The organism is Streptomyces sp. S186 (assembly GCF_051603415.1).
In the GTDB taxonomy this organism is placed as follows: domain Bacteria; phylum Actinomycetota; class Actinomycetes; order Streptomycetales; family Streptomycetaceae; genus Streptomyces.
On the sequence record NZ_CP193932.1, the window covers coordinates 644,218 to 667,963 of the forward strand.

General features: G+C 73.9%; 20 protein-coding genes. 5 read left to right on the plus strand and 15 right to left on the minus strand.

Annotation, left to right across the window (positions count from 1 at the left end):
* Positions 1–77: 77 nt before the first annotated feature.
* Positions 78–2,804, minus strand: coding sequence for a SpoIIE family protein phosphatase (locus ACRAS8_RS02815; RefSeq protein WP_438484142.1), 2,727 nt, complete (start codon positions 2,802–2,804; stop codon positions 78–80).
* A gap of 330 nt (positions 2,805–3,134) precedes the next feature.
* On the opposite strand from ACRAS8_RS02815, the gene ACRAS8_RS02820 reads away from it, so the two are divergent.
* The gene (locus ACRAS8_RS02820) at positions 3,135–3,476 is read left to right on the plus strand and encodes a hypothetical protein (RefSeq protein ID WP_438484143.1); all 342 of its coding nucleotides are present in this window, start codon (positions 3,135–3,137) and stop codon (positions 3,474–3,476) included.
* A gap of 10 nt (positions 3,477–3,486) precedes the next feature.
* On the opposite strand, the gene ACRAS8_RS02825 is transcribed toward ACRAS8_RS02820, so the two are convergent.
* Together ACRAS8_RS02825 and ACRAS8_RS02830 are read right to left on the minus strand one after the other, a co-directional pair.
* Entirely contained in the window at positions 3,487–4,923 is a 1,437-nt protein-coding gene (locus ACRAS8_RS02825) for an APC family permease (RefSeq protein ID WP_438484144.1), read from the minus strand.
* A 306-nt stretch (positions 4,924–5,229) separates the two neighbouring features.
* On the minus strand, positions 5,230–7,308 hold the full coding sequence (locus ACRAS8_RS02830; protein ID WP_438484145.1) for a SpoIIE family protein phosphatase: 2,079 nt from the start codon (positions 7,306–7,308) through the stop codon (positions 5,230–5,232).
* Between the two features lie 370 nt (positions 7,309–7,678).
* Here ACRAS8_RS02830 and ACRAS8_RS02835 point away from each other — a divergent pair, with 370 nt between their 5' ends.
* Positions 7,679–9,223 (plus strand): AMP-binding protein, encoded by a 1,545-nt coding sequence (locus tag ACRAS8_RS02835; RefSeq protein ID WP_438484146.1) that lies wholly within the window; start codon positions 7,679–7,681, stop codon positions 9,221–9,223.
* Between the two features lie 88 nt (positions 9,224–9,311).
* Here ACRAS8_RS02835 and ACRAS8_RS02840 read toward each other — a convergent pair whose 3' ends face one another.
* Positions 9,312–9,632, minus strand: coding sequence for a hypothetical protein (locus ACRAS8_RS02840; RefSeq protein WP_438484147.1), 321 nt, complete (start codon positions 9,630–9,632; stop codon positions 9,312–9,314).
* A 125-nt stretch (positions 9,633–9,757) separates the two neighbouring features.
* A complete protein-coding gene (gene ligD / locus ACRAS8_RS02845; protein ID WP_438484148.1) occupies positions 9,758–10,771 on the minus strand; it encodes a non-homologous end-joining DNA ligase in 1,014 nt (337 codons plus the stop codon).
* Between the two features lie 107 nt (positions 10,772–10,878).
* Between ligD and ACRAS8_RS02850 the strand changes: the two genes are divergently transcribed.
* Complete coding sequence (locus tag ACRAS8_RS02850; RefSeq protein ID WP_438484149.1) at positions 10,879–11,946, plus strand: ATP-dependent DNA ligase; 1,068 nt, start codon at positions 10,879–10,881, stop codon at positions 11,944–11,946.
* Positions 11,947–11,967: 21 nt separating this feature from the next.
* Here ACRAS8_RS02850 and ACRAS8_RS02855 read toward each other — a convergent pair whose 3' ends face one another.
* The 3 genes from ACRAS8_RS02855 to ACRAS8_RS02865 form a co-directional block, all read right to left on the minus strand.
* The gene (locus ACRAS8_RS02855) at positions 11,968–12,945 is read right to left on the minus strand and encodes an MASE1 domain-containing protein (protein WP_438490330.1); all 978 of its coding nucleotides are present in this window, start codon (positions 12,943–12,945) and stop codon (positions 11,968–11,970) included.
* A gap of 63 nt (positions 12,946–13,008) precedes the next feature.
* On the minus strand, positions 13,009–13,842 hold the full coding sequence (locus ACRAS8_RS02860) for a PP2C family protein-serine/threonine phosphatase (protein WP_438484150.1): 834 nt from the start codon (positions 13,840–13,842) through the stop codon (positions 13,009–13,011).
* A gap of 73 nt (positions 13,843–13,915) precedes the next feature.
* On the minus strand, positions 13,916–15,475 hold the full coding sequence (locus ACRAS8_RS02865; RefSeq protein WP_438490331.1) for an APC family permease: 1,560 nt from the start codon (positions 15,473–15,475) through the stop codon (positions 13,916–13,918).
* A gap of 723 nt (positions 15,476–16,198) precedes the next feature.
* On the opposite strand from ACRAS8_RS02865, the gene ACRAS8_RS02870 reads away from it, so the two are divergent.
* On the plus strand, positions 16,199–16,498 hold the full coding sequence (locus tag ACRAS8_RS02870) for a hypothetical protein (protein WP_438484151.1): 300 nt from the start codon (positions 16,199–16,201) through the stop codon (positions 16,496–16,498).
* Positions 16,499–16,541: 43 nt separating this feature from the next.
* Here ACRAS8_RS02870 and ACRAS8_RS02875 read toward each other — a convergent pair whose 3' ends face one another.
* Positions 16,542–16,796 carry a hypothetical protein gene (locus ACRAS8_RS02875; RefSeq protein ID WP_438484152.1) on the minus strand — a complete coding sequence of 85 codons (255 nt, stop codon included), beginning with the start codon at positions 16,794–16,796 and terminating at the stop codon, positions 16,542–16,544.
* Positions 16,797–16,910: 114 nt separating this feature from the next.
* On the minus strand, positions 16,911–17,147 hold the full coding sequence (locus ACRAS8_RS02880; protein WP_438484153.1) for an acyl-CoA carboxylase subunit epsilon: 237 nt from the start codon (positions 17,145–17,147) through the stop codon (positions 16,911–16,913).
* Positions 17,148–17,339: 192 nt separating this feature from the next.
* Here ACRAS8_RS02880 and ACRAS8_RS02885 point away from each other — a divergent pair, with 192 nt between their 5' ends.
* Positions 17,340–18,620 carry a Dyp-type peroxidase gene (locus ACRAS8_RS02885; RefSeq protein ID WP_438484154.1) on the plus strand — a complete coding sequence of 427 codons (1,281 nt, stop codon included), beginning with the start codon at positions 17,340–17,342 and terminating at the stop codon, positions 18,618–18,620.
* 140 nt (positions 18,621–18,760) lie between these two features.
* On the opposite strand, the gene ACRAS8_RS02890 is transcribed toward ACRAS8_RS02885, so the two are convergent.
* The 5 genes from ACRAS8_RS02890 to ACRAS8_RS02910 all read right to left on the minus strand — a co-directional run bounded on the left by ACRAS8_RS02890 (position 18,761) and on the right by ACRAS8_RS02910 (position 23,720).
* Entirely contained in the window at positions 18,761–19,930 is a 1,170-nt protein-coding gene (locus ACRAS8_RS02890) for a lipase family protein (RefSeq protein ID WP_438484155.1), read from the minus strand.
* Between the two features lie 84 nt (positions 19,931–20,014).
* A complete protein-coding gene (locus ACRAS8_RS02895; RefSeq protein ID WP_438484156.1) occupies positions 20,015–21,088 on the minus strand; it encodes an AraC family transcriptional regulator in 1,074 nt (357 codons plus the stop codon).
* Positions 21,089–21,200: 112 nt separating this feature from the next.
* The gene (gene hypE / locus ACRAS8_RS02900; protein ID WP_438490332.1) at positions 21,201–22,298 is read right to left on the minus strand and encodes a hydrogenase expression/formation protein HypE; all 1,098 of its coding nucleotides are present in this window, start codon (positions 22,296–22,298) and stop codon (positions 21,201–21,203) included.
* Position 22,299: 1 nt separating this feature from the next.
* The gene (hypD, locus tag ACRAS8_RS02905) at positions 22,300–23,424 is read right to left on the minus strand and encodes a hydrogenase formation protein HypD (RefSeq protein ID WP_438484157.1); all 1,125 of its coding nucleotides are present in this window, start codon (positions 23,422–23,424) and stop codon (positions 22,300–22,302) included.
* Entirely contained in the window at positions 23,421–23,720 is a 300-nt protein-coding gene (locus tag ACRAS8_RS02910) for a HypC/HybG/HupF family hydrogenase formation chaperone (RefSeq protein WP_438484158.1), read from the minus strand. The genes hypD and ACRAS8_RS02910 overlap by 4 nt, the downstream gene beginning before the upstream one ends.
* Positions 23,721–23,746: the final 26 nt, after the last annotated feature.

Here is a 23,746-nt window from a genome sequence, read left to right on the forward strand (position 1 = left end):
TCCGCGTGCTGCCGTTTCCCGCCGCGCGAGGGCGCGGCGATCTTGCAACGGGAGGGTAGCAGGCGGGAGTTGTGCGGTCAGGGGTCGTGACGAGCGGGTTCCCGCGGCCCCCGGTCCGCGTCGGGCAGGGCCTGTTCGGTCCAGATCACCTTGCCGTCGCCGGTGTAGCGGGTGCCCCACCGCTCGGCCATCTGCGCGATCAGGAAGAGGCCGCGGCCGCCCTCGTCGGTGGTCGCGGCGTGCCGCAGGTGCGGGGAGGTGCTGCTGTGGTCGGCGACCTCGCAGATCAGCGAGCGGTCGTGGATCAGCCGGACGCGGATCGGGCCGACGGCGTACCGGATGGCGTTGGTGACCAGTTCGCTGAGGATCAGCTCGGTGGTGAACGCCTCCTCGGCAAGCCCCCATTCGGTCAGTTTGCGGACCGCCGCGGCGCGCACCGGCGCGACCGCGGACGGGTCGGCGGCGACGTCCCACTCGGCGACGCACCCGGCGTCCAGGCGGCGGGTGCGGGCGACCAGCAGGGCGATGTCGTCGGCCGGGCGGTCCGGCAGCAGCGCGCCGAGCGCCGCCTCGCAGGTCTCCTCCGGGGTCCGTTCGGGGCGGCCGCCCAGCGTCTCGCGCAGCAGCGCCATACCGGTGTCGATGTCGCGCTCGCGGTCCTCGACGAGCCCGTCGGTGTAGAACACCAGGCGGCTGCCCTCGGGAAGTTCCAGCCGGCAGGTGTCGAAGGGCATGCCGCCGAGGCCGAGCGGCGGGCCGCCGGGCACCTCGGCGAACTCCGCGCTGCCGTCGGGCCGCAGCACCAGCGGCTGGACGTGCCCGGCGCGGGCCATGGTGCAGGCGCCGGTCACCGGGTCGTAGATGGCGTAGAGGCAGGTGGCGCCGGTGACCGGGGCCTTGGGGCCGTTACCGCCGCCGGCCGCGCCCTCGTCCTGGTCGATGCGGGTGACCAGCTCGTCGAGGTGCCACAGCAGCTCGTCGGGCGGGACGTCGAGGTTGGCGAAGTTGTGGATCGCGGTGCGCAGCCGGCCCATGGTGGCGGCGGCGTGCAGGCCGTGCCCGACGACGTCGCCGACGACCAGGGCGACCCGGGTGCCGGGCAGCGGGATGATGTCGAACCAGTCGCCGCCGACGCCGCCCAGCCCGCCGAGTCCGGCATGCGCGGGCAGATAGCGGAAGGCGGCCTCGACGGCGTTCTGATCGGGCAGGGCGCGCGGCAGCAGGCTGCGCTGGAGCGTGACCGCCATGGTGTGCTCGCGGGTGTAGCGGCGGGCGTTGTCGATGCTCACCGCGGCCCGGGCGACCAGCTCCTCAGCGAGCGAGAGGTCCTCCTCGTCGAACGGCTCGGGGGTGCGCGAACGCCAGAAGAGGACCACGCCGAGGATGACGCCGCGGGCCCGCAGCGGGACGGCGATCAGCGAGTGGATGCCCTGGGCGACGATCTGCCGGGCGCGTTCGGGGTCCTGCCGCTGCCAGCCGGAGAACGCGGCCAGGTCGGCCTCCAGGACCGGTTCGCCGGACGGCAGCCGGCTGCCGAGCGCGGTGGTGGGCGCGAACCGCATCGGCTGGCCGACCGGGTGGAGCGACCCGTCGGGCACCTCGCCGGCGACGGCCGTGCGGCGCATCTCTATGGCCGGTCCGGCGGCCTCGGGTTCCTCGCCGTTGAGGACGGAGACGGCCAGGTCGACGGTGACGAGGTCGCTGAACCGCTCGGCGCCGAAGCGGGCCAGCTCCTCGCAGGTGTGCACCACGTCGAGGGTGGTGCCGATCTCGGCGCCGGCGTCGTAGAGGAGTTTCAGCCGGCCGCGGGCGATGTCGGCGCGGCCGGTCAGGGCCCGGAGTTCGGTGGTGTCGCGGAGGGTGGTGACGCTGCCGGGCGGGCCGCCGGCCCGTTCCGTGGAGCGCTGGTTGACCGCGAGCAGTCGCTCCCCCACCGGGTGCACCTCGTCGGTGACGACCCGGCCGGACTCCAGCAGCGCCGCGGTGTCCGGATCGAGTCCCAGGTCGGCGACCCGGCGGCCCTCGACGTCGGGCGGCAGGGCGAGCAGCCGCCGGGCCTCGTCGTTGGCGAGCACCAGCCGGCCGTCGCCGCGCACGATGATCACGCCTTCCCGGACCGCGTGCAGCACCGCGTCGTGGTGCTCGTACATCCGCGTCATCTCCTCCGGCCCCAGCCCGTGGGTCTGGCGCCGCAGCCGGCGGCTGACCAGGGCGGTGCCGCCGGTGGTGAGCAGCAGCACGGCGGCCGCGGCGCCGAACAGCAGCGGGAACTGGTCGTCGACGACGCCGCTGACCCTGCTGAGGGTGACGCCGGCGGAGACCAGGCCGACGACCTTGCCGTCCTGGCCGAAGACGGGCACCACAGCCTGGACGAGGGGGCCGATGGTGCCGGTGATCTTCTCGGTGACGACTCCGCCGGCGAGCGCGGGCCCGATGGTGCCGACGAACTTCTTGCCGATGCGGTTGGTGAGCGGGTGGGTGTAGCGGATGCCGTGGGTGTTCATGACGACGATGAAGTCGACCTCGGAGCTCCTGCGGGCGGCTTCCGCGCGGGGCTGGAGCACGGCGGTGGGGTCAGGGCTCTTGAGGGCCGTTTCGATGCCGGGGGCGTTGGCGAAGGTCTGGGCCACGGCGACCGAGCGGTTTCGGGCCTCCCGTTCCGAGTCGGTCCCGGACTGCAGCACCAGGGCCGCGATGGCGGCGGCGACGAGCAAGACGACGATCGCCACTTGCAGGAGAAAGACCTGGCCAGCGACAGTTCGCATCCTCAGAACCGAACGCGGGCGGCCGTAGCGTCCGGCCATGTCCTCTTTCTACACCTCCCGCATACGGTGGGCGAGCCGCGTACTGCGCAGCGCAGCGGCGCCGGAGAGCATGCGCCGCGGCAGCGCCAGTAAAACCTCTCGGTATGTTTCCCGGCTACGGGCGTGCACTCCCCGGCCGGGTGCGTGTAACTCTTCCCACAGCCCGGGACGGTTGCGGACGGACCGCCGATCTGCCGGGCGCCTCCGGCGCGGCGCGCAATGTGCCTGGTCAGCGGTGCTTACCGGGGAGTCGGGCGGGGCGTGGGGGCGCCCGGCGGGCGGCCGGGGGCGCTCGGGGGGCCGCCGGGCGCGTATGAGACGTTCGTGGGCATGCATGTTGCAGCAGAGGAGATCCGCGCCCGGGCGGCGGTGCTCATCGACCACCATGCGCGCGGGGCGTGGCAGCCGGACGACGCGGACCGCGGGACCGCCGTCGCGCTGTTCCGCTTCCTGGAGACGGGGCTGCCGCTCTCCGGCGAGCAGATCCGCGCCGCCCTCGCGGAATCCGGGCCGATGGCAGCGGACGGCGCGGGGCTGCCGGCACTGCTGCGGGACACCGCCGGGCTGCTGGACGACCCGGACGTGGCCGACGGCCCCGCGGGGCGGGACGCCGTCGACCACGTGTGTCTGCTGCTGGACGCGCTCGCGCTGGCCCGGCCGGACGGCCGGTGAGCGGCCAGGCCTAGGGCGTTTCGGCGGCCGCCAGTTCGTCCTCGGGGACCGAGATGACCCAGTGGCTGTCCTGTCGCGGGCGGAGGTAGACGGCCCAGTAGACGGCGGCCACCGCGACCACCGCGCCGGTGATCAGCAGGCTTTCGGCGCTCTGCTGGCACAGCACCCAGGCCAGGACGAGGACGATCAGCGCGGGGACCACCGGCCACAGCGGCATCCGCCAGGCGAGCCGGTGCCTGTGCGCGCCGCGGCGGGAGACCAGCGCGCCCAGCGCGACGAAGACGTACATGCCGGCGACGGCGACGCCGGTGACCTCGTTGAGGGTGTCGAGGGTGACGAAGCACAGCGCGGCGCCGGGGACGCCGACCGCGAGGGTGGCCGCCCAGGGTGCGCCGAAGCGCCGGCCGACGTGCGAGAAGATCCGGTTGACCGGGGTGGGCCAGGCGGCGTCGCGGGCCGAGGAGAAGACCACCCGGGAGTTCTGGATCACCATCACGATCGCCGCGTTGACGATCGCCAGGGCGATGCAGAGGCTGACGAAGGTGCCGACGGCGGAGTTGCTCCAGCCCTGGACCATGCCGGCGACGTCGCCCGCGCCGAGGGTCTTCAGGTCGGGGGCGCCGAGGGTGATCGCGACGACCGGGACGAGGACCACGGCGGCGCCGATGGCGAGCGTCCACAGCACGGTGCGGGAGACGTTGCGCCGCGGGTTCTCCATCTCCTCGGCGAGGTACACCGCGGTGGAGAAGCCCTGGAGGATGAAGAGCGCGGTGGCGAGCCCGGTGACGATGAGCCCGCCGGTGACCGCGGTACTGGTGCCGTGTCCGGCGTCCATGACCGGGTGGATCAGGGTGGCCGCGGAGCGGTGGGGGTGGCTGAAGCCGAGGAACGCCACGACGGCCGCGGCGATCACCTCCAGCACCAGGAAGATGCCGGTGATCCAGGCGTTGGCGCGCAGGTCGAGCAGGCCCATGGCGGTCGCCAGCAGCAACACCGCGGCGGCGGTCGGCTGCTTGTCCAGGTGCACGAGGGGGGCCAGGTAGTCGGCGGTGCCCAGAGCGATGATGGGCGGCACGATCATGACGACGATCAGGGAGAGCACGAAGACCAGCCAACCCGCGAGCCGGCCCATCAGGGTGCCGACCATGGCGTACTCGCCGCCGGAGCTGGGGATCAGGGTGCCCAGCTCGGAGTAGGCGAAGGCCACCCCCACGCACAGCACCGCCGCGATGGCGATGGTCAGTGCCGTACCGGTGCCCAGGCCGGCGAACGAGTCCGGCACGATGACGAACAGCGAGGACGCCGGGGTCAGGCAGGACAGGGTGAGCAGGGTGCCGCCGACCACACCGATCGACCGGGTGAGTTGGGGGCTGTCCGCCGGTGTCGCGGTCCGGGTCTTCGGTGCCGGGACGGCGGTGGCAACTGGCGTGGTGGGCATATCGGTCATCCGGGTCCCATCGATGCTGGCGGGCAGGAGGGGCGGCACGTCACGGGGGCGAGTGCCGCGAGCGGTCGCACCAGATGCACTGCGGGGCCGCTTCGGTGACCGGAATACAACCTCCGCCGGACACTCCCGTCAAGGGTTTGTTAAGAGTGCGAGACAACGAAATCCGTAGCCTCCGCCGCTTTCGCAATCGTTATCCATGCCATCCAGGCGCTGGGTACACGGATTCCGCGGGGCTTTGGCGGGCTGCGGATTCATCGGCCGGGCGGCCCGGCGACTTTCGCCAAGCGTCCCGCCGGCGGGCGGAAATCAGCCGTCGGGGTCCCGGACGCGGGCGATCAGCAGCGCGACGTCGTCGTGGTCGTTGCCGTGCCGCAGCTCGCCCAGAAGGCGGTCACAGAGTTCCTCCAGCGGCCGTTCGGGCTCGGCGAGCAGCCCGAGGAGGAGGTCCAGGCGGGTGTCGATGGCCTGGTCGCGGGTCTCGATCAGGCCATCGGTGTAGAGCACGAGTTGGTCGCCGGCGCGCAGCGGGACGGTGGTCTGCTCGAAGGCCACGCCACCGACGCCGAGCGGTGCGCCGGTCGGCAGGTCGAGCAGCTCCGGCGGCCCGCCGGGCCGCACCACGACCGGCGGGAGGTGGCCCGCGACGGCGATCCGGCACTCCTCCCGGTGCGGGTCATGGACGGCGTAGAGGCAGGTCGCGAAGGCCGGGTCGAGGCCGCCGGCGATGTGGTCGAGGTGATCGAGCACCTCGGCGGGCGCGAGGTCGAGGTCGGCCAGCGCGCGGGTGGTGGTGCGCAACTGGCCCATGGTGGCGGCCGCGTTGATGCCGCTGCCCATGACGTCGCCGACGACGAGCGCGGTCTTGTCTCCGGCGACCGGGATGACGTCGAACCAGTCGCCGCCCACCTCGCTGGCCGCCTGCGCGGGCTGGTAGCGGTAGGCGATGTCCATCGTGGTGGGCCGCGGCGGCCGGTGGTTCATCAGGTGCCGCTGGAGGGTGAGCGCGGTGCGCCGCTCGCTCTGGTAGGAGCGGGCGTTGTCGATGCAGACCGCCGCCCGGGCGGCCAGTTCGACGGCGAGCACCGCGTCGTCCTCGTCGAAGGACAGCGGGTTGTCCGTGCGGTAGAGCGACAGCGCGCCCAGCACCTCGCCGCGGGCGATCAGCGGCACCGCCAGATACGAGTGCAGCCCGGCCTCCCGCAGCAGCTCCGCGCCCTGCGCGTCGGCGGCGATGTGCCGGCGCTCCTCCGGGCCCACCTCGCCGACCAGCACCGGCCGGGCCTCGGTGACGCAGCGGGTGATCAGCCGCTCGGTCTCGTAGGCGGCGAGCTGCCCGGTGGGGTCGGCGGCACCGACGGCGGGCGTCTCCCCGGCCGCCGCGACCGCCAGCGCCCGGAAGCGGGCCGGTCCGCCGCGGGCGCCGGGCCGGCGGCCGTCCAGCACGGCGTCGAGGACGTCGACGGCGGCCAGGTCGGCGAGTTCGGGCACGATGACGTCGGCCAGCTCCTGCGCGGTGCGGCCGACGTCGAGGGTGGTGCCGACGGTCGCCGAGGCGTCCGCGATGACCGCCAGCCGCCGGCGGGCCCGGGCCGCCTCGGTCGCGGCCCGGTGCTGCTCGGTGACGTCCACGACCGAGGTGGCCACGCCCAGCACCCGGCCGTTGGCGTCCTCCAGCCGGTAGTACGAGACCGACCACGCCTGGTCGGCATCGGGGTGGGTGGCGGTGGGGCCGACGGAGAACTGGTCGAGCAGTGGCCGGCCGGTGGCCAGCACCGAGCGCATCCGCTCCTCGATCGTGTCGGTCTCCAGGAAGGACAAGGCGTCCCGGACGTGCCGGCCGATGTGCTGCTCCGCGGAGAGGTCGTTGATCCGCTCCAGTGCCGGGTTGACCATCACGAACCGCAGATCGGCGTCGAGCACCGCCAGCCCGATCGGCGACTGCGCCACCAGCCGCACCGACAGCGCCAGGTCCCGCTCCACCTCGCGCAGCACCGCCTGGTCGGTGGCGATGCCCAGGGCGTAGGCGGCGCCGTGCTCGTCCTGGAGGCGCATGTTGCGGAATTCGACCAGGCGGGTGCTGCCGTCCTTGTGCCGGACGGGGAAGACCCCGGCCCAGCTCTCCCCGCCGGACATCACCTCGGCGAACAGCCGCAGGACGAGATCGACGTGCTCGGGCGGGACCAGCAGCCGGACGGCGGACCGGCCGAGCGCCTCCTCGGCGGTCCAGCCGAAGAGTTCCTCGGCCTGGGGGCTCCACAGCGTGATCCGGCCCTTGGCGTCGAGCATGACGGCGGCCACGCCCAGTACGTCCAGCAGGCCGCCGGGGTGCGTCGGCCCGGCCCCGGACTGGGCAGCACTCTCCGGGAACGCGTCGGTCGCACCCATGCAGGCACTCCTTCCGCCGGTCTTCGAGACCGACAGCCGTGGCGCTCCGTGCACGGCCAGGTCGTGCCGTGCTGCCGCTGCCCTCCATCATCTCTCGACACCGGACGGACCCGCAGGCAGAGCGGGGTCCACCGGGGGCGGGGCCCGTGCCGGAGGGAGCATTATGGGCCGCCGTCCCCCGACCGGGCGACCTGGTTGACGATATTGATCGACTGGGCGGTGGCTGGACAACGCCCACGTAAAGGCACCCGACTTGGAGATGTCGATCTCTTGGGACTACCCTGCATTAGTTGCTGGAGGCAACCAATAAAAGAATTTCGCGCCACCGGCGTACCCCCGTACGCCGCCGGGGTACAGGAGGAAACCCTCGATGCCGATATCCGACCAGCCGTTCCGCACATATGTGGAGGAGAACCTCGATGCACTTAACCTCGACCCGGGCCACGAGGCCCTGGTCCACCAGGGCCGCCGGGTCACCGCCGGCGAGTTCCGCGCGCTGGTCCTGCGGATGGCCCGCGCGCTGCGCGAGCGGGGCGTCGAACGCGGCACCACCGTCACGCTGCTGAGCGGCAACCTTCCCGAGACCATCGCCGCCCGCTACGCCGCCAACCTCGTCGGTGCGCGGGTCAACCACCTCTACAACAAGCTCTCCGCCGACTCCCAGGCCGCGATCGTCCGCGACGTCGAGACCCGCGCCCTGATCGTCGACCCGCGGCTGGCCGAACGGGCCGCGGAACTGGTCGAGTCGGCGCCCGTCCCGGACGTCCTGGTGCTGGGGCCGGCCAAGTTGGGCACCGACCTGCTGGAGCTGGCGGCCGGTCAGAGCGACGAGCCGTTCGCCACCGACGCCCGGCCGGACGACATCTGCACCATCCGGCACACCGGCGGCACCACCGGCCACCCCAAGGGCATCTGCACCACCTTCGAGCAGGTGCGGTCGTTCAACGGGGTGCTCCCGGAGTACGAGGACGTGGAGCACCGGCAGCTGGTGTGCACCACCCTCGCGCACGCGGCGGGCCACCTGGCCGACGTCGTGCTGCGCTCGGGCGGCACGGTCGTGCTGCTCGACGACTTCGATCCCGCGGAGGTGCTCGCCGCCATCGAGCGCGAGCGGATCACGGCCCTCTTCCTGCTGCCCCCGCTGCTCTACCAGCTGATGGACCACCCCGACCGGCCGCGCACCGACACCTCCAGCCTGCGCTCGCTGACCTATGGCGGGTGCCAGGCGTCGCCGGCCCGACTGGTCGACGCGGTCCGGGCGTTCGGGCCGGTGCTGCTGCAGTTCTACGGGCAGAACGAGGCGGGCGGCATCAGCGTGCTCACCCAGGACGACCACGACCCCGCGCGCCCCGACCGGCTGCGCTCGGCCGGCAAGGTGCTGCCCGACGTCGAGGTGGCGATCCGCGACGAGTCCGGGCGCGATCTGCCCCCCGGCGAGCACGGCGAGATCTGCGTCCGCTCCGCCATGATCATGCAGGGCTACTGGAAGCAGCCGGAGCTCACCGCCGAGGTGCTGCGGGACGGCTGGCTGCACACCGGTGACGTCGGCTTCGTCGACGAGGAGGGCTACCTCACCATCGTCGACCGGATCAAGGACATGATCGTCGTGGTCGGCGGCCACGTGTACACCACCGAGCTGGAGGACCTGCTGAACTCGCACCCGCAGGTACTCCAGAGCGCCGTCTACGGCGTCCGCGACGCGGACCGGATGGAGCGGGTGCACGCGACGGTGGTGCGGACCCCTGACGGCGATGTCGACGCGGAGCAGCTGTGCGCGATGGTGCGCGAGGTCCGCGGCGCGATGTACGAGCCGGCCCGCATCACCTTCACGGAGGCGCTGCCGCTGACCGACGTGGGCAAGCCGGACAAGAAGGAACTCCGGCGCCGCGCCGAGGAGTCGGGCGCCACGGCCTGATCCGGCCGGCCGGTCCCGGCGCGCCCCGGACCGGCGAAAGCGGGCCGCCGCAGTCACGTACTGCGGCGGCCCGCCGGGCTGCGTGCGGTCAGATCAGCCAACCGAGCAGATCACGGAGAATGCGCCCGAGAAGCCCGACGTCATGGACCTCGCAGCCCTCCCGCCCAAAATGCCCGCGGCCATGGTGGCCCTCGCGACCGAAACGGCCCTCATTGCCGAATCGGCCGAAACCGCAGTCGTCGTCCCAGTGGTGATGGTGATGCCAGCGACCGTGGTGACCACGGCCGTGATCGCCGCTCATCGCGACGGTCTGCCCCTGAGGGGCCGCCTGCGCCATACCGGCTGCCGGGACGACCATCGCGGCGGCGAGTGCCGCGGCGGCCAGGGTACGTCCTATGTACTTACGCATGCGCTTCTCCCGTTTGGCAGGAAATCGGACAAGACGATGGGTACCGCGCGGCGACGGGTTCCTCGCCGACACCGTGGGCGGCCACTCCAACGGCCCCCGCATTTGCGCCGATAGAGGCAGCGCCCTCAGTGCTTGCGGGCCCGGCTCGGCTGGACCCGGGCGGGCTCGCCGGGCATCTTCGGGTGGTCCGGCGGATACGGCAGATCGCCCAGCCCCTCCTCGGCGGCGTACCGGTCGGCGAGTTCCAGCAGGGGCTCCAGGCCGAAGGCGTGGTCCGCCATGTCGGCGTGCGGGTCGCCGAGTTCGGCGAACCGCGGGGGCACGGTGCGCAGGTCGAAGTCCTCGGGCTCGACGGCGGACAGCTCCTCCCAGCGCAGCGGGGCGGAGACGGTCGCCCGGGGGCGGGCGCGCAGCGAGTAGGGCGAGGCGATGGTGCGGTCGCGGGCCATCTGGTTGTAGTCCACGAACACCTTCTCCCCGCGCTCCTCCTTCCACCACGCGGCCGTCACCCGCTGCGGCAGCCGCCGCTCCAGCGTCCGCGCCACGGCGATCGCGGCCCGTCTGACCTCGGTGAACGTCCAGTGCGGGCGGATCGGCACATAGACGTGCACGCCGCGGCCGCCGGAGGTCTTCGGCCAGCCGCGCAGCCCGTACTCGCCCAGCAGCGCGCGCAGTTCGTGGGCGACCGCGACGGCGTCGGCGAAGCCGGTGCCGGGCTGCGGATCGAGGTCGATGCGCAGTTCGTCGGGGTGCTCGGTGTCCGTGCGGCGGACCGGCCAGGGGTGGAAGGTCAGACAGCCGAGGTTGGCCGCCCAGACCACGGCGGCGGGTTCGTTCGGACAGATCTCGTCCGCGAATCGCCCACTTGGGAAGGTGATCCGGGCGGTGGGCAGCCAGTCCGGCAGTCCCTTGGGCGCCCGCTTCTGGTAGAAGAACTCGCCCTCGACGCCGTCGGGGAACCGCTGCATGGTGGTCGGCCGGTCCCGCAGGCCGCGCAGCACCCCGTCCGCGACGTCGAGGTAGTACTGGGCGACGTCCAGCTTGGTGAAACCGCGCTCGGGGTAGTACGTCTTGTCCGGGTTCGAGACGCGCACCGTGCGCCCCGCGACATCCAGCTCCACAACTCGGGCTCCGGCCATGCCTCCACGCTAGGTTCCGCCGGAGGACCCCGCGCGCCGGGCGTGCCGGCGGTGGACCGGCCGGTTCCGGCGCGCGGGAACGGGCGACGGCCCGCAGGATCGGGACCATGGACCTGCCCGTGATGCCCCCGGTCTCCCCCATGCTCGCCAAGCCGGTGGCGAAGATCCCCGACGGCATGCAGTACGAGGCCAAGTGGGACGGCTTCCGCGTCATCGTGTTCCGGGACGGCGACGAGGTCGAGATCGCCAGCCGCACCACCAAGTCGCTCAGCCGCTACTTCCCCGAGGTGCTGGCGGCGGCGCGGGCCCAACTGCCGCCGCGCTGCGTGCTGGACGGCGAGATCGTCATCGCGCACGACGGCCGGCTGCACTTCGAGGAGCTGCTGGAGCGGATCCACCCGGCCGACTCCCGGGTGCGGACGCTGGCCGCCCGCACCCCCGCCTCGCTGGTCGCCTTCGACCTGCTGGCGCTGGACTCCGCGTCGCTGCTGGGCGAGGTGCAGACGGCCCGTCGGGAGGCCCTGGTCGAGGCGCTGCGGCCGGCCCGGCCGCCGGTGCACACCGCGCCGGCCACCACCGACCGGGAGGTGGCGCGGCGGTGGTTCGCGCAGTTCGAGGGGGCCGGGCTGGACGGGGTGATCGCCAAGCCGCTCGACCTGCCGTACCGGCCGGGCGAGCGTGTGATGTACAAGGTCAAGCACGCCCGTACCGCCGACTGCGTGGTCGCGGGCTACCGGCTGCACAAGAGCGGGCCGGTGGTCGGCTCGCTGCTGCTCGGGCTGCACGACGAGGCCGGGCACCTCCAGCACGTCGGGGTGTGCGCCTCGTTCCCGATGGCGCGGCGGCGCGCCCTCGTCGCGGAGCTGGCGCCGCTGCGGATGTCCGCGGACGAGACCGCCGGCCACCCCTGGGGCGCCTGGGCCGACGAGGCGGCGCACGCGGCGCGCCGGATGCCGGGCGGGCCGAGCCGCTGGAGCGGCGGCAAGGACCTGTCGTGGGTGCCGCTGCGCCCGGAGTTGGTGTGCGAGGTGGGCTACGACCACATGGAGGGCAGCCGGTTCCGGCACACCGCGCAGTTCCGCCGCTGGCGGCCCGACCGCACACCGGAGAGCTGCACCTACGCACAGCTGGAGGAGCCGGTCGGCTACGACCTGGGCGAGCTGCTGGGCGACTGACCGGGCCAGGCGGGCCGGCCGTCAGTGCTCGGGCGGCCAGTGGCGCCGGCTCTCCCCCGGTGCCAGCCGGTCCACCACCTCGGCGAGTTCCCGGCAGACCTGCTCGATCCTCCGGCGGATGGTGTTCTGCTCGGTGACGATCGCCGAGAGCAGCAGCGCGGTGAGCGCGGCGGAGGCGTTGAGGGCCTGGAGGTTGACCATCGCCTCCAGCAGGCTGTGCCCGGTGAACGGGCCGTAGCGGCCGGTCGCCGCGCTGATCGCGCACACCGACAGCACCAGCACGCAGGGCGCCGCCCCCGCCAGCTGGAACCGCAGCGCCGCCCACACGATCAGCGGGAAGACCAGGAACAGCACCGACAGCGAGGTCCGGGTGCTCACCAGCGAGACCACCACCGTGACCGCCAGCAGCGCCGCCGCCTCGGCCCACCGGTACAGCGGCACGTCCCGCGGCGGCCGGATCGTCCGGCAGGCGAGCAGCAGCGGGGCGATCACCAGGACGCCCATCGCGTCGCCCACCCACCAGGCCGCCCAGGCCCGCCAGAAGTCCCCGGCGGGCAGCGCCCCGGTGAGGACCTGGGTGCCGCTGCCCAACGTCGCGCTGATCACCATCGCGGCGAAGGCGCCGAGGGTGACCAGGGCGACCCCGTCGCGCAGCCGGTCCAGTTCGGTGCGGAAGCCGACCCGCCGGAGCATCAGGCAGGCGCAGACCGGCGCGAGGGTGTTGCCCGCGACCACGCCGATGCCCGCCAGGTCCGGCCTGGTGAGCGTCCAGATGACCAGTACGGTGCCGAGCGCGATGCCCGGCCACAGCCACAGGCCCAGCAAGAGCAGACAGCTCAGGGCGATGCCCGTGGGCGGCCACAGGGGGGTGACCACCGCACCCGCGATCACCACCTGCTCCAGCAGACCGACCTTCGCGGCCCCGTAGTAGACGGCGGCGAGCGCGAGGTTCCCCAGGACAGCCGACGCCGGCCGACGGATTTGCCCGGTGCGCACCACATCCGCCATCAGACAATGCCGCCGGCCGGCCGCCGGACGCGACACGCGCGGCCGGCCCGCGCTTCACCCGGCCCCGCGCCCTGCCGCGTCGTGGCTCAGCACGAGCACCGCGGCGTCGTCGGTGTGGCCGGTCAGCTCGGCGACGCACATCACCGCGCCGGCGATCTCGTCCGGGTCGTCCCCGGCCTGGGCGCTGACCAGCCGGACCACCTGCGCCAGCCCGTCCTCGATGGGGAACTTCGGGCCCTCGATCACCCCGTCGGTGAGCAGCACGAACGCACCCGCCGCGGTGAGCCGACGGCGGGTGACCGGATACCGCTGACCGGGCAGCACGCCCAGCGGGATGCCGCCGGGGTCCTCCGCCAGGCCCCAGCGCCGGTCGGTGGTGGCCCAGACACCGGGGACGTGTCCGGCGCGGGCGCTGGCCAACTCCCAGGACCGCGGGTCGAAGCGGACGAAGGTGCAGGTCGCGAAGAGTTCGCAGTCGATGGACAGCAGCAGGTCGTTGGCGCGGCTGAGGACCTCGCCGGGGTCGGCGGCATGGGCGGCGACGGCCCGCAGCCCGATCCGGATCTGCCCCATGAACGCGGCCGCCTCGACGTCGTGGCCCTGGACGTCGCCGACGGAGAAGGCCAGCGCCCCGTCCGGCAGCGGGAACCCGTCGTACCAGTCGCCCCCGATGGCGAGGCCGTGCCGGGCGGGGGCGTAGGTGGCGGCGGTGCGCAGACCGGGCAGCTCCGGCAGGGCGCCCGGCAGCATCTCGCGCTGCAGGACCTCGGCCAGCTCCACTCTGGCCCGCTGGAGCTCCGCGCCTTCCCGCGCCTGGGCGGTCAGCCGCCCGAGCGTGGTGAGCAGATCGTCGGCGCTCGCCGCCCGCGGGGGACGACGCCGAAGCATGGGCCCATCATATTTCGGGGGTCCGGCATCCGCTTGACGACGCCGGGGCGGGCCATGACCCATCGGACACGCCCTAGCCGGCCGGCTGCCGGGCCGCGGTCAGGTGGCCGACGCCGGAGCGCACCGCCCAGAAGAAGACCGCCAGCGCGACGGCGGCCACGGCGAGCGAGTCGTAGGGGGCGGGCAGCTGCCCGGAGCCCTTGAAGGTGCCCAGCCAGGACAGCGCGAGGAGCGCGAGCAGGTAGACCACCAGCCAGGCGCCGGTGCGGAGTTCGGCCGCGAGCGGGCGGCGGGGGCCGGCGCCGTCGCTCTCCGCGGCCCGGGCGCCGGGCCGGCGCATTGCCAGGAACAGCAGCAGTCCGACGAGGACCAGCGGCAGTGCCAGCCGCAGGTCGTGCCAGCCCGACCAGTAGACGAACTCGCTGGCCACCACGAAGCTCAGCGGGGCGATCCAGCGCAGCCCGCGGACCCAGCCGGCGGTCCCGCCGCCCGCTCCGGTGCGGAAGACCGCGACGGCGACCGCGGACGCGGCGTAGATCAGCAGGTACATGTCGCCCATCACGCTCACGATGTCCTGCCAGCCGCCGAACGGCAGCAGGAACAGCACGATCACCACGAGGTTGATCACCAGTGCCCGGCGCGGCATGCCGGAGCCCTCGTCGACCTTCATGAAGTAGCGCGGGATGGTGCCGTTCTTGGCCAGCGCGTAGGTGTGCCGGGCGTCGATCGCCACGCCGACGTAGGCCGAACCGCCGGGCGAGAGCACCGCGTCGGCGTAGAGCAGGCTGGAGAGCCAGTGCAGGTTGAGGATCAGCGCCAGCTGCCCGAAGGGCGAGTCGAAGGAGACGCCCTTCCAGCCGCCGCCGAGCAGCTGCTCGGGGACGGTGAAGAGGTACGCGACCTGGAGCGCCAGGTACATCAGCAGGGCCAGGCCGATGCCGGCCAGGACGGCCCAGGGGAGGGTGCGGCGGGGGTGGCGGGTCTCGGCGGAGAAGTCCAACGCGGCCTGGAAGCCGTTGACGGAGTAGACGATGCCGCCGCCGGCCAGCGCGGTCAGGCAGGCCACATAGCCGTACGGGGCGAAGCCGCCGTGGTCGGTGAGCCGGCCGGAGTGCCAGCCGGAGGCCAGCAGCGCGAGGACGGTGACGATCGGGACCGCGATCTTGAAGATCGAGATCAGGTTGTTCATCCGCGCGAACATCCGCACCGCGAACCAGTTCAGCGCGGTCAGCAGCACGCTGAGCCCGGCGGCCAGGCCGAGTCCGCCGAGGGTGAGGGTGTGGCCGTTGTAGAGGCCCGGGATGTAGTGCGCGGTGTACTGCATGATCGCGCTGATCTCGGCGGCGGTGCCGCCCACGGACAGCAGCGTCGACCAGCCGACGAGGGTGCCGACCAGCCGGCCGTTGGCCAGCAGCGGCCAGCGGACGGTGCCGCCGCCCTCCGGCCGGGACGCGCCCAGCTCGATCATGACCAGGGCGACCAGCCCGCACAGCAGGCCCGCCCCCACCCAGGACAGCAGCGAGGCCGGGCCGGCGGTCTGCGCGGCGTACATCGCGGCGAACAGCCAGCCGGAGCCGACGATGTTGGAGAAGCCGATCCCCGTCAGCCCCCAGAACCCCAGGTCGCGCCGCAACCGGCGCTCCTGCGCCCGCACTTCGGGCGCGGCGCCCCCGGCGGGCTCGTCCGCCCTCTGTCGCTCCGCCACGGAACGGCCTCCTCGACTCGCTGTCTGCGCTGGTCAGGACCCTACTCGACGGGTTCGCGCCAGAGGGTGGCCGAATGTTGCGACAGTATGAAGAGTGCGGCGGCGGTGCAAGAGCCTTCCGACGCAGGCCCTAACCGAGCTGCCCGGGGCTGAGTCCGAAGGTCTCGGCGAGGCCCGCGCGGCCGGCGCGGGGCCTGGTCATACGTAGCCGAATGCGGCGCCGTGGCGCCTGGCGGCGGGCCGGTCCGCTGCGCGGGGCTGTTCGGCCGCGGTGCCGGGCCTCCGGGGCAGGGGTGTTCCGGACTGCTTCGCTTTACGTCCGGAACACCCCTGTCCCTCCGACCCGTCCCCTCCCGTGAGTGGTCATAGACACGGTGAGTGGGGGCTGATGTGAGTGGTCCCCTGACGGTTGCTCATCAAGTGGGCGTCGCCCGTCGGCAGACGGTCACCCATCAGTCCGGAGGTCGCAGGGGCCCACCGGGCGTGCAGTCGCAACGGGGTTGAATCCACCCAACTCACGGGAGGGGACGGGTCGGAGGGGCAGGGGGTGTGTCCGGACGTAAAGCGACAGCAGTCCGGACACACCCCCTGCCCCGGAGGCCCGGCACCGCACCCAACAGCCCCGCGCAGCGGACCTTGGCCGGACCGGCCGTGACCGTGGCGGCCTCGGCCGGGTGCGCGCTCACGCTGTCGGTCGCGATGCGGTGCCGGCCCGGCTGGTGCCCGCGTCGCTGGCGCTGCTGCGGGCCGCCTACCCGCAACCGACCGCCCGCGGTCTCCAGCGCCGCCCGTCAGCTGGGCAGCGTCCTCGGTGTCGCGGTCTTCGGCACGCTGACGGCCGGCGGGCTGGTGCCGGGCGTCCACTTCTCGGGGCTGCTCGGGGCCGCCGGGTTCCTGCTCGCGGCGCGCTGGGCCCCGCGGGCGGGCCGGACGCCCGGTCCGGACGCGTAGGGCCCGTCCCGGAGCCGGGCCCGGCCGGCCGCCGGGCCCGGCCTCACCCGAAGGCGATCAGCCCGGCCGCGACCACCGCGACCGCCACCGCGCCGACCACGAACGCGGTGATCACCTTCCGCTGCCAGGGCGCCATCCAGCCACCCCGCAGGGCGCCGCCCATCCGCCCGTACTGCTCGATCCGCCCCATCGGCGTCAGCGGCTCGGTGGAGCCCTGCGGCATCCCGCCGGTCCAGTCGGGGCCGGGCTGCGGATAGCGGCGGCGCCAGCTCTCGTCCTCCCGCCACGGCAAGGTCATACGGTGCTCCTCACGATTCGTGATCGTTCCCGCCTGCCGCCTGCCCACGATCCGCGGCCGCACACCCCCCGTGTGCCGTACGAGAGACCGGCCGCTGCGATGCGCCGGACGTCCTCACCCGCAGGTCCAGCAACCCGCCCAGCACGCGGAGCGGGCACGGTGGTTGCGCAGCTGGAGCTTGGTGAGCCCGTCGGCGCCGTTCCCCTCGTGGCTGCCGTCGGCCAGCGCCCGGGCCAGGGCGAGCCGGCCGCACACGACGACGGTGAGCGCGGCCAGCTCCTCGGGCTCGGCACTCCCCCGGACGATGCGCAGCGGCACCTCCGCGGCGGCTTCCTGGGGCGGGCGGGTCACACGGCCGACGCTAGGAGCGGCCGGGGGCGGCGGCTCGGCGGCCTGCGCCGTTCGGCGGCCGGGCGGCCTCCCCAGGCGTGATTTCGGTGGGCCCGGCCGTGTTGTTCCCCGGCGGCGCCGGGCGGGCGGCGAGGATCGCGCAGGCAGGGCACGGACACCGGCGGTCGAGGCCGCAGTGGGGATGGCTGGGCGATGAGATCTGAGCGGACCGGCGACGAGGCGGGCTCGGCGCAGGACGGCGGGCGCCGGGGGTTCCTCAAGTACGCGGCGGGGATCGCGGGGGCGGCGGCCGGCACCGGACTGGGCGGCGGCACCGCGGCGGCCGTCCCGGCGGGCCGGACGCCGGAGCGCTCCCCGGCTCCGTCCGCCGACGGCCGGCACCTGCCGCCGGACCGGGTCCCGTTCCACGGCCGCCACCAGGCCGGCATCCTCACCCCGCAGCAGCTCTTCGCCGGCTTCGCCGCGTTCGACGTACTGGTGCAGGACCGGGCGGGCCTGATCCGGCTGTTGCAGAGGCTGACCGACCGGTCCCGGGTGCTGTCCGCCGGGGTGAAGCCGAAGGACGAGCGGACGGCCTCGGAGCCGCAGACCCCGGACTCGCTGACCGTCACGGTGGGCCTCGGGGCGTCCCTCTTCGACGACCGGTTCGGGCTGGCCGGGCACAAGCCGCGGCATCTGAAGGCGATGCCGGCGTTCCCCGACGACCGGCTGGACCCGGCGCGCTGCCACGGCGATTTGTCGGTCCAGGTCTGCGCGGAGCACCCGGACGCGATCGTGCACGTACTGCGCGACCTGGGCCGGGCGACGCACGGGATGATCCGGCCGCGGTGGCGGATGGACGCGTTCATGAACCCGTCCCGGCCCTCGGGGGCGCCGCGGAACTTCCTGGGCTTCAAGGACGGCATCGTCAACCCCGACACCGACTCGGACGCGGAGATGGACCGGCTGATCTGGGTGACCCCGCCGTGCGGGGAGCCGCGCTGGGCCGAGGGCGGCACTTACCAGGTGCTGCGGCTGATCCGCTTCGACAGCGATGCCTGGGACGACGTACCGGTGCACCACCAGGAGCGGATCTTCGGCCGGCGCAAGGCCGGCGGCGCGCCCCTGGGCGGCGACCGGGAGGACGAGGCACCGGACTACGGCAACGACCCCGACGGCCGGATCATCCCCCTCGACTCGCACATGCGGCTCGCCAACCCGCGGACCCCGCGCTCCGACAGTTCCCGTTTCCTGCGCCGGAGTTACAACTACGACCAGGGATACGACCGGCAGGGCCGGATGAATCTCGGGCTGGTCTTCTGCGGCTACCAGCAGAACGTGCAGCGGCAGTTCGCCACCGTGCAGCGCCGGCTGCGGCACGAACCGCTGTCCCGCTTCGTCACCCCCGAGGGCGGCGGCTACTTCTTCGTCCCGCCCGGCGTCCGGGACGAGGACGACTGGTTCGGCTCCCGGCTGATGCGGGACACCCGCTAGGGCCCGCTGGGACCCACGAGGATGTGCCCGCCGGTGCCGGAAGACGCCGGGTGGGCACGTCCATGCCATGGCGCGCGCACGCTCGGGTCCGCGCCGCCGCGGGGCGGAGGCGCGGGCCCGGTGCGTCAACCCTCCTTCGGTCAGGTGCAGTTGTCGGGTGCCGGACGGCCGGCGAAGCGGGCGGCGAGCCACTCGGCGGCCGGGGTGGCGCCGGCGATCGCGCCGAGGACGTGTTCGCCGAGCGGGATCGAGGACCACTGGACGCGGGCGCCCCGGGCGCACCAGTCGGCGCGCAGCTGCCGGCCGACGGCGTACGGGATCAGCTCGTCGGCGGTGCCGTGGTAGAGGTACACGGGCGCGTCCGGGGCGCGGGTGCCGAGGGTGGACTCCCGTAGCCGGGCCTGCCAGTCGGGCTGGTCCAGCGGGTTGCGGACGGTCACGTCGGAGATCCGCTTGAAGAGCCCGGCGGCGACGTCGACGACGACGCAGTGCTCGCGCAGGTAGGAGACGTAGTGCCGGCCGCGGTCGTTGAGGTAGTCGTCCAGGCGCAGTTCGGGGAAGGCGGCGTTCTGGCCGATGGCGGCCATCAGGATCAGTCCGGCGCCGATGTTGCCGTTGTTGGCGTCCGCGACCTTGCGCAGATCGGCCGGGACGCCGCCGGTGGCGGTGCCCCTGACCTTGAGTTCGGGGGCGTAGCTACGGTGGAGTTCGGCGGCCCAGCTGGTGGCCTGGCCGCCCTGGGAGTAGCCCATGATGCCGACCGGGGAGTCCGCGGTGACGCCCGCGGCGGCCGCTTCGGGGAGCCGTTCGGCGGCCCGGGCGGCGTCCAGGACGGCCTGCCCCTCGGCGCGTCCGACGGTGTAGGTGTGGTCGCCGGGGGTGCCCAGTCCCTCGTAGTCGGTGACCGCAACTGCCCAGCCGCGGGCGGTGAGTTGCTGGATGAGGTTGGCTTCCATGGTGGTGCCCTTGGGGAAGCCGGCCGAGGGGGCGCAGGAGTCGGCGAGGCCGACGGTGCCGACGGCGTAGGTGACGAGCGGGCGGGGGCCGGTGCGGCCGTCGTCGGGCACGATGACGGTGCCGGAGACGGTGTTGGGGGTGCCCTTGGCGGTGGTGGAGCGGTAGGTGAGGTGCCAGGCCCGGGTGCGGGTCGGCTGGCCGGGCAGGGGGTGGAACGCGGTGGGGGTGGCGGCGACGATGTCGCCGGGGCGGCCGGCCGCGGCCGGCGGCGGGCCCGCGGTGGCGGCGCCGGCGGTGCCGAGCGTCAGGGCCAGCGCGGCGGCGGTGCCCAGGGCGGTGGCGCGAAGGTGCATGCGGCTCTCCCAACTTGCCGGTGGGCAGGAGTGGTTGGGGTGACCGTAGTGACCGCCGGGCGGGGCGGGCGCTGACCGGAACGCTCAGCTTTGCTGGCCGCGCGGGACGGCCGGCGGGATGCCGCCGGGCGGCGGGGCGGCGCCGGCCAGGCGGTAGGCGCCGGGCGTGGTGCCGGTCCAGCGGCGGAAGGCGCGGTGGAAGGCGGTGTCCTCGGAGAAGCCGATCCGGGCGGCGAGCGCGGCGATCGGCTCCTGTCCGGCGGCCAGCGCGGTGAGCGCGGCGTCCCGGCGCACCGCGTCCTTGAGCCGCTGGTACGAGGTGCCCTCGGCGCGCAGCCGGCGCCGCAGGGTGGCCGGGCTGACCGCCAGCCGGGCGGCGATCTCGGCGGCTTCCGGCAGCCGGGCCGGCGCCGGGGCCCGCAGCGCCTGGGCGAGGGCGCGGCGCACCTGCTCGGCGACGGTGGTGCCGTAGTCGCGGCGGGCCAGCAGGTCGGCCGGGGCCCGTCGTAACAGCGCGGCCAGCGCGGGCTGGTCGCGGACGACCGGCGCGGTGAGCCAGTGGGCGTCCCAGCCGGCCGCGGTGTGCGGGGCGCCGAAGCGGACCGGGCAGCCGAACAGGGCGGGGTACTCGTCGGCGTGCGCGGGGGCCGGGTGGGCGAACCGCACCCAGTGCAGCGGGATCCGGCGCCCGATCAGCCAGCCGGCGAGCCGGTGCCAGATGAGCAGCAGGCAGGCGGCGAGGAAGACGGCCTCGTCGTGGCGGTGCAGCTCGCTGCGGACGGTGAGGACGGCGAGCCCGTCGTCCGGGCCGGCCGCCACGGCGAGGTCGGGGCCGCCGGGGAAGAGCCGGTAGAAGCGGGTGGCCCGGTCCAGGGCGGCGCCGAGGTCCGGACAGCCCAGGCAGGTCTGGCACATCATGGCGAAGGTGCCGCGGCGGCTGGGTGCCGGGCCCAGGCCCAGGAACTCGTCGTCGGTGGCCCGGTGCAGGGCCCGGATCAGGCGGGCGAACTGCTCCCCGGTGACCCGGGCCCGGTCGTCGGCGAGCAGCAGCGGAGGGATCCCCGCGCCCTGGAGCAGCGGCACGGGGTCGATGCCCAGCCGCCGTGCCCCGCCCAGCGCCGCCCGCACATGGTGCACCGCGATCGTCAACCGGCTCATGTGCGCACCGTAGCGGCGCCGGGCGCGGAGGTCAGGGGCCCGGACGGCACCGGTCGCCGGAGGGCGCGCCCGCGTCCCGGCGGCCGGCGCCCGGACCGGCGCCGTGGCCGGCTCAGCAGATGCGGGGCAGCTGCTCGCCCATCGGCAGATCGACCACCCGCGTACCGCCGAGCGAGGTGCGGGCCACCACCATGCCGGGGTGGGCGGCGACCGCCTCGCCGATCACCGTGGCCCCGGCGCCCAGCGGGTGGGCGCGCATCGCGTCCAGCACCGCGTCGGCGTGCTCGCGGGGGACGAACGCCACCAGCTTGCCCTCGTTGGCGACGTACATCGGGTCGAGGCCGAGGATGGCGCAGGCGTTGGCGACGACCGGTGGGACGGGGACGGCGCGCTCGTCGATGACCACGCCGGTGGCGGAGGCGGTGGCGATCTCGTTGAGCGCGGCGGCCAGCCCGCCGCGGGTGGGGTCGCGCAGCACATGCAGGTCGGGGGTGACCGCGAGCATCGTCTGGACGAGGCCGCCCAGCGCCGCGCAGTCGCTCTCGATCTCCGCGCCGAACTCCAGGCCCTCGCGGACGCTCATGATGGCCACTCCGTGGACACCGATGTCGCCGCTGACGATCACCACGTCGCCGGGCACCACTCGCTGCGGCCGCAGATCGACGCCGGGCGGGATCACGCCGATGCCGGCGGTGTTGAGATAGACGCCGTCGCCGCGGCCGGCCTCGACGACCTTGGTGTCGCCGGTGGCCACCTCCACGCCGGCGGCGCGGGCCGCGGCACCCATCGCGTCGGCGACGCCGGCGACCACCGGCATCTCCACGCCCTCCTCCAGGATGAAGCCGCAGGAGAGGTAGGCGGCCCGGGCGCCGCTCATGGCGAGGTCGTTGACGGTGCCGTTGACGGCGAGGTCGCCGATGCTGCCGCCGGGGAAGAACAGCGGCCGCACGACGTAGGAGTCGGTGGAGAACGCCAGGCGCTGCCCGCCTAGCGAGAAGACCGCGGAGTCGCCGAGCTGGGCGAGGAGTTCGCCGCCGAAGGCCGGCGCGAAGATCTGCTGGACGAGTTCGGCGGAGAGCACCCCGCCCCCGCCGTGGCCCATGACGACGCGGGGGGTCTCGCGCAGCGGGGTCGGACAGGTCCAGCCGGAGATGTCGACGGTGGGCAGGCCGCGGGGGCCCTGGGCGGCGGCGGGGGTCGGGGAGGTGATGTCAGACAACGGGGGTCGCCTCCAAGGGGGTCGGCGTGCTGCCGAGCCGGCGGTACAGGTAGTAGGCGGCGCAGGCGCCCTCGCTGGAGACCATGGTGGCGCCGAGCGGGGTGCGCGGGGTGCAGGTGGTGCCGAACGCCTCGCACTCGTGGGGTTTGAGCAGCCCCTGCAGGACCTCGCCGCTGCGGCAGGCGGCCGGCTCGCGGGTGGCGATGTCCCCGACCGGGAAGCGGTGTTCGGCGTCGTGGTCGCGGTAGCGGTCGGCGAGCCGCCAGCCGCTGGCCGGGATGGTGCCGATGCCCCGCCAGGCCCGGTCGGTGATCTCGAAGACGTCGGCCAGCATGGCCCGGGCGGCCGGGTTGCCGGCGGCGCGGACGGCGCGCGGATAGGCGTTGTCGACGGTGTGCTCGCCGCGCTCCAGCTGGCGGACGGTGCGGCGGATGCCCTCCAGGATGTCCAGCGGCTCGAAGCCGGTGACGACGATCGGCACCCGGAAGCGGTCGGCGAGCGCCGGGTACTCGTCGGTGCCCATCACGCTGCACACGTGGCCGGCGGCGAGGAAGCCCTGGACCCGGCAGCTCGGCGAGGACATGATCGCCTCGATGGCGGGAGGCACCCGGACGTGCGAGACCAGCATGCTGAAGTTGCGGACGCCCAGCCGGTGGGCCTGATGGACCGTCATGGCGTTGGGCGGGGCGGTGGTCTCGAAGCCGATGCCGAAGAAGACCACCTCACGGTCCGGGTTCTGCTGGGCGGTCTTCAGCGCGTCCAGCGGGGAGTAGACGACGCGGACGTCGCCGCCCTCCCCGCGTACCCTGAACAGGTCGCGGTCGGTGCCGGGGACCCGCAGCATGTCGCCGAACGAGCAGAAGATCACCCCGGGCCGGGAGGCGATCTCCAGTGCCTTGTCGATGACCTCCAGCGGTGTGACGCACACCGGGCAGCCCGGCCCGTGGATCAACTCGACCTCCTCGGGCAGGAGTTGGTCGATGCCGTGCCGGATGATGCTGTGCGTCTGGCCGCCGCAGACCTCCATCAGCGCCCACGGCCGGGTCACCGTGGCGCGGATGTCGTCCAGCAGCCGGCGGGCCAGCTCCGGGTTCTGGAACTCCTCGATGTACTTCACCGCCGGGCCTCCTGTACCTGCGGTCGGTCCTGGTCGGCGGCCGCTTCCCACGGGTCGCCGAACTCCTCCTGGAGCAGCCCGAGTTCCTCGAAGAGGGCCAGGGTCCGGCGGGCCGACTCCTCGTCGAGCCGCTGCAGCGCGAAGCCCACGTGGACGATGGCGTACTCGCCGACCGCGAGGTCCGGCAGGTATTCCAGGCACACCTCCTTGACCACCCCGCCGAAGTCGACGGTGGCCATCCGGGTGCCCTCCCGTTCCTCGATCTCCATCACTTTGCCGGGCACCGCCAGGCACATGGCTCCTCCTCGTCGTGCGGATGCGG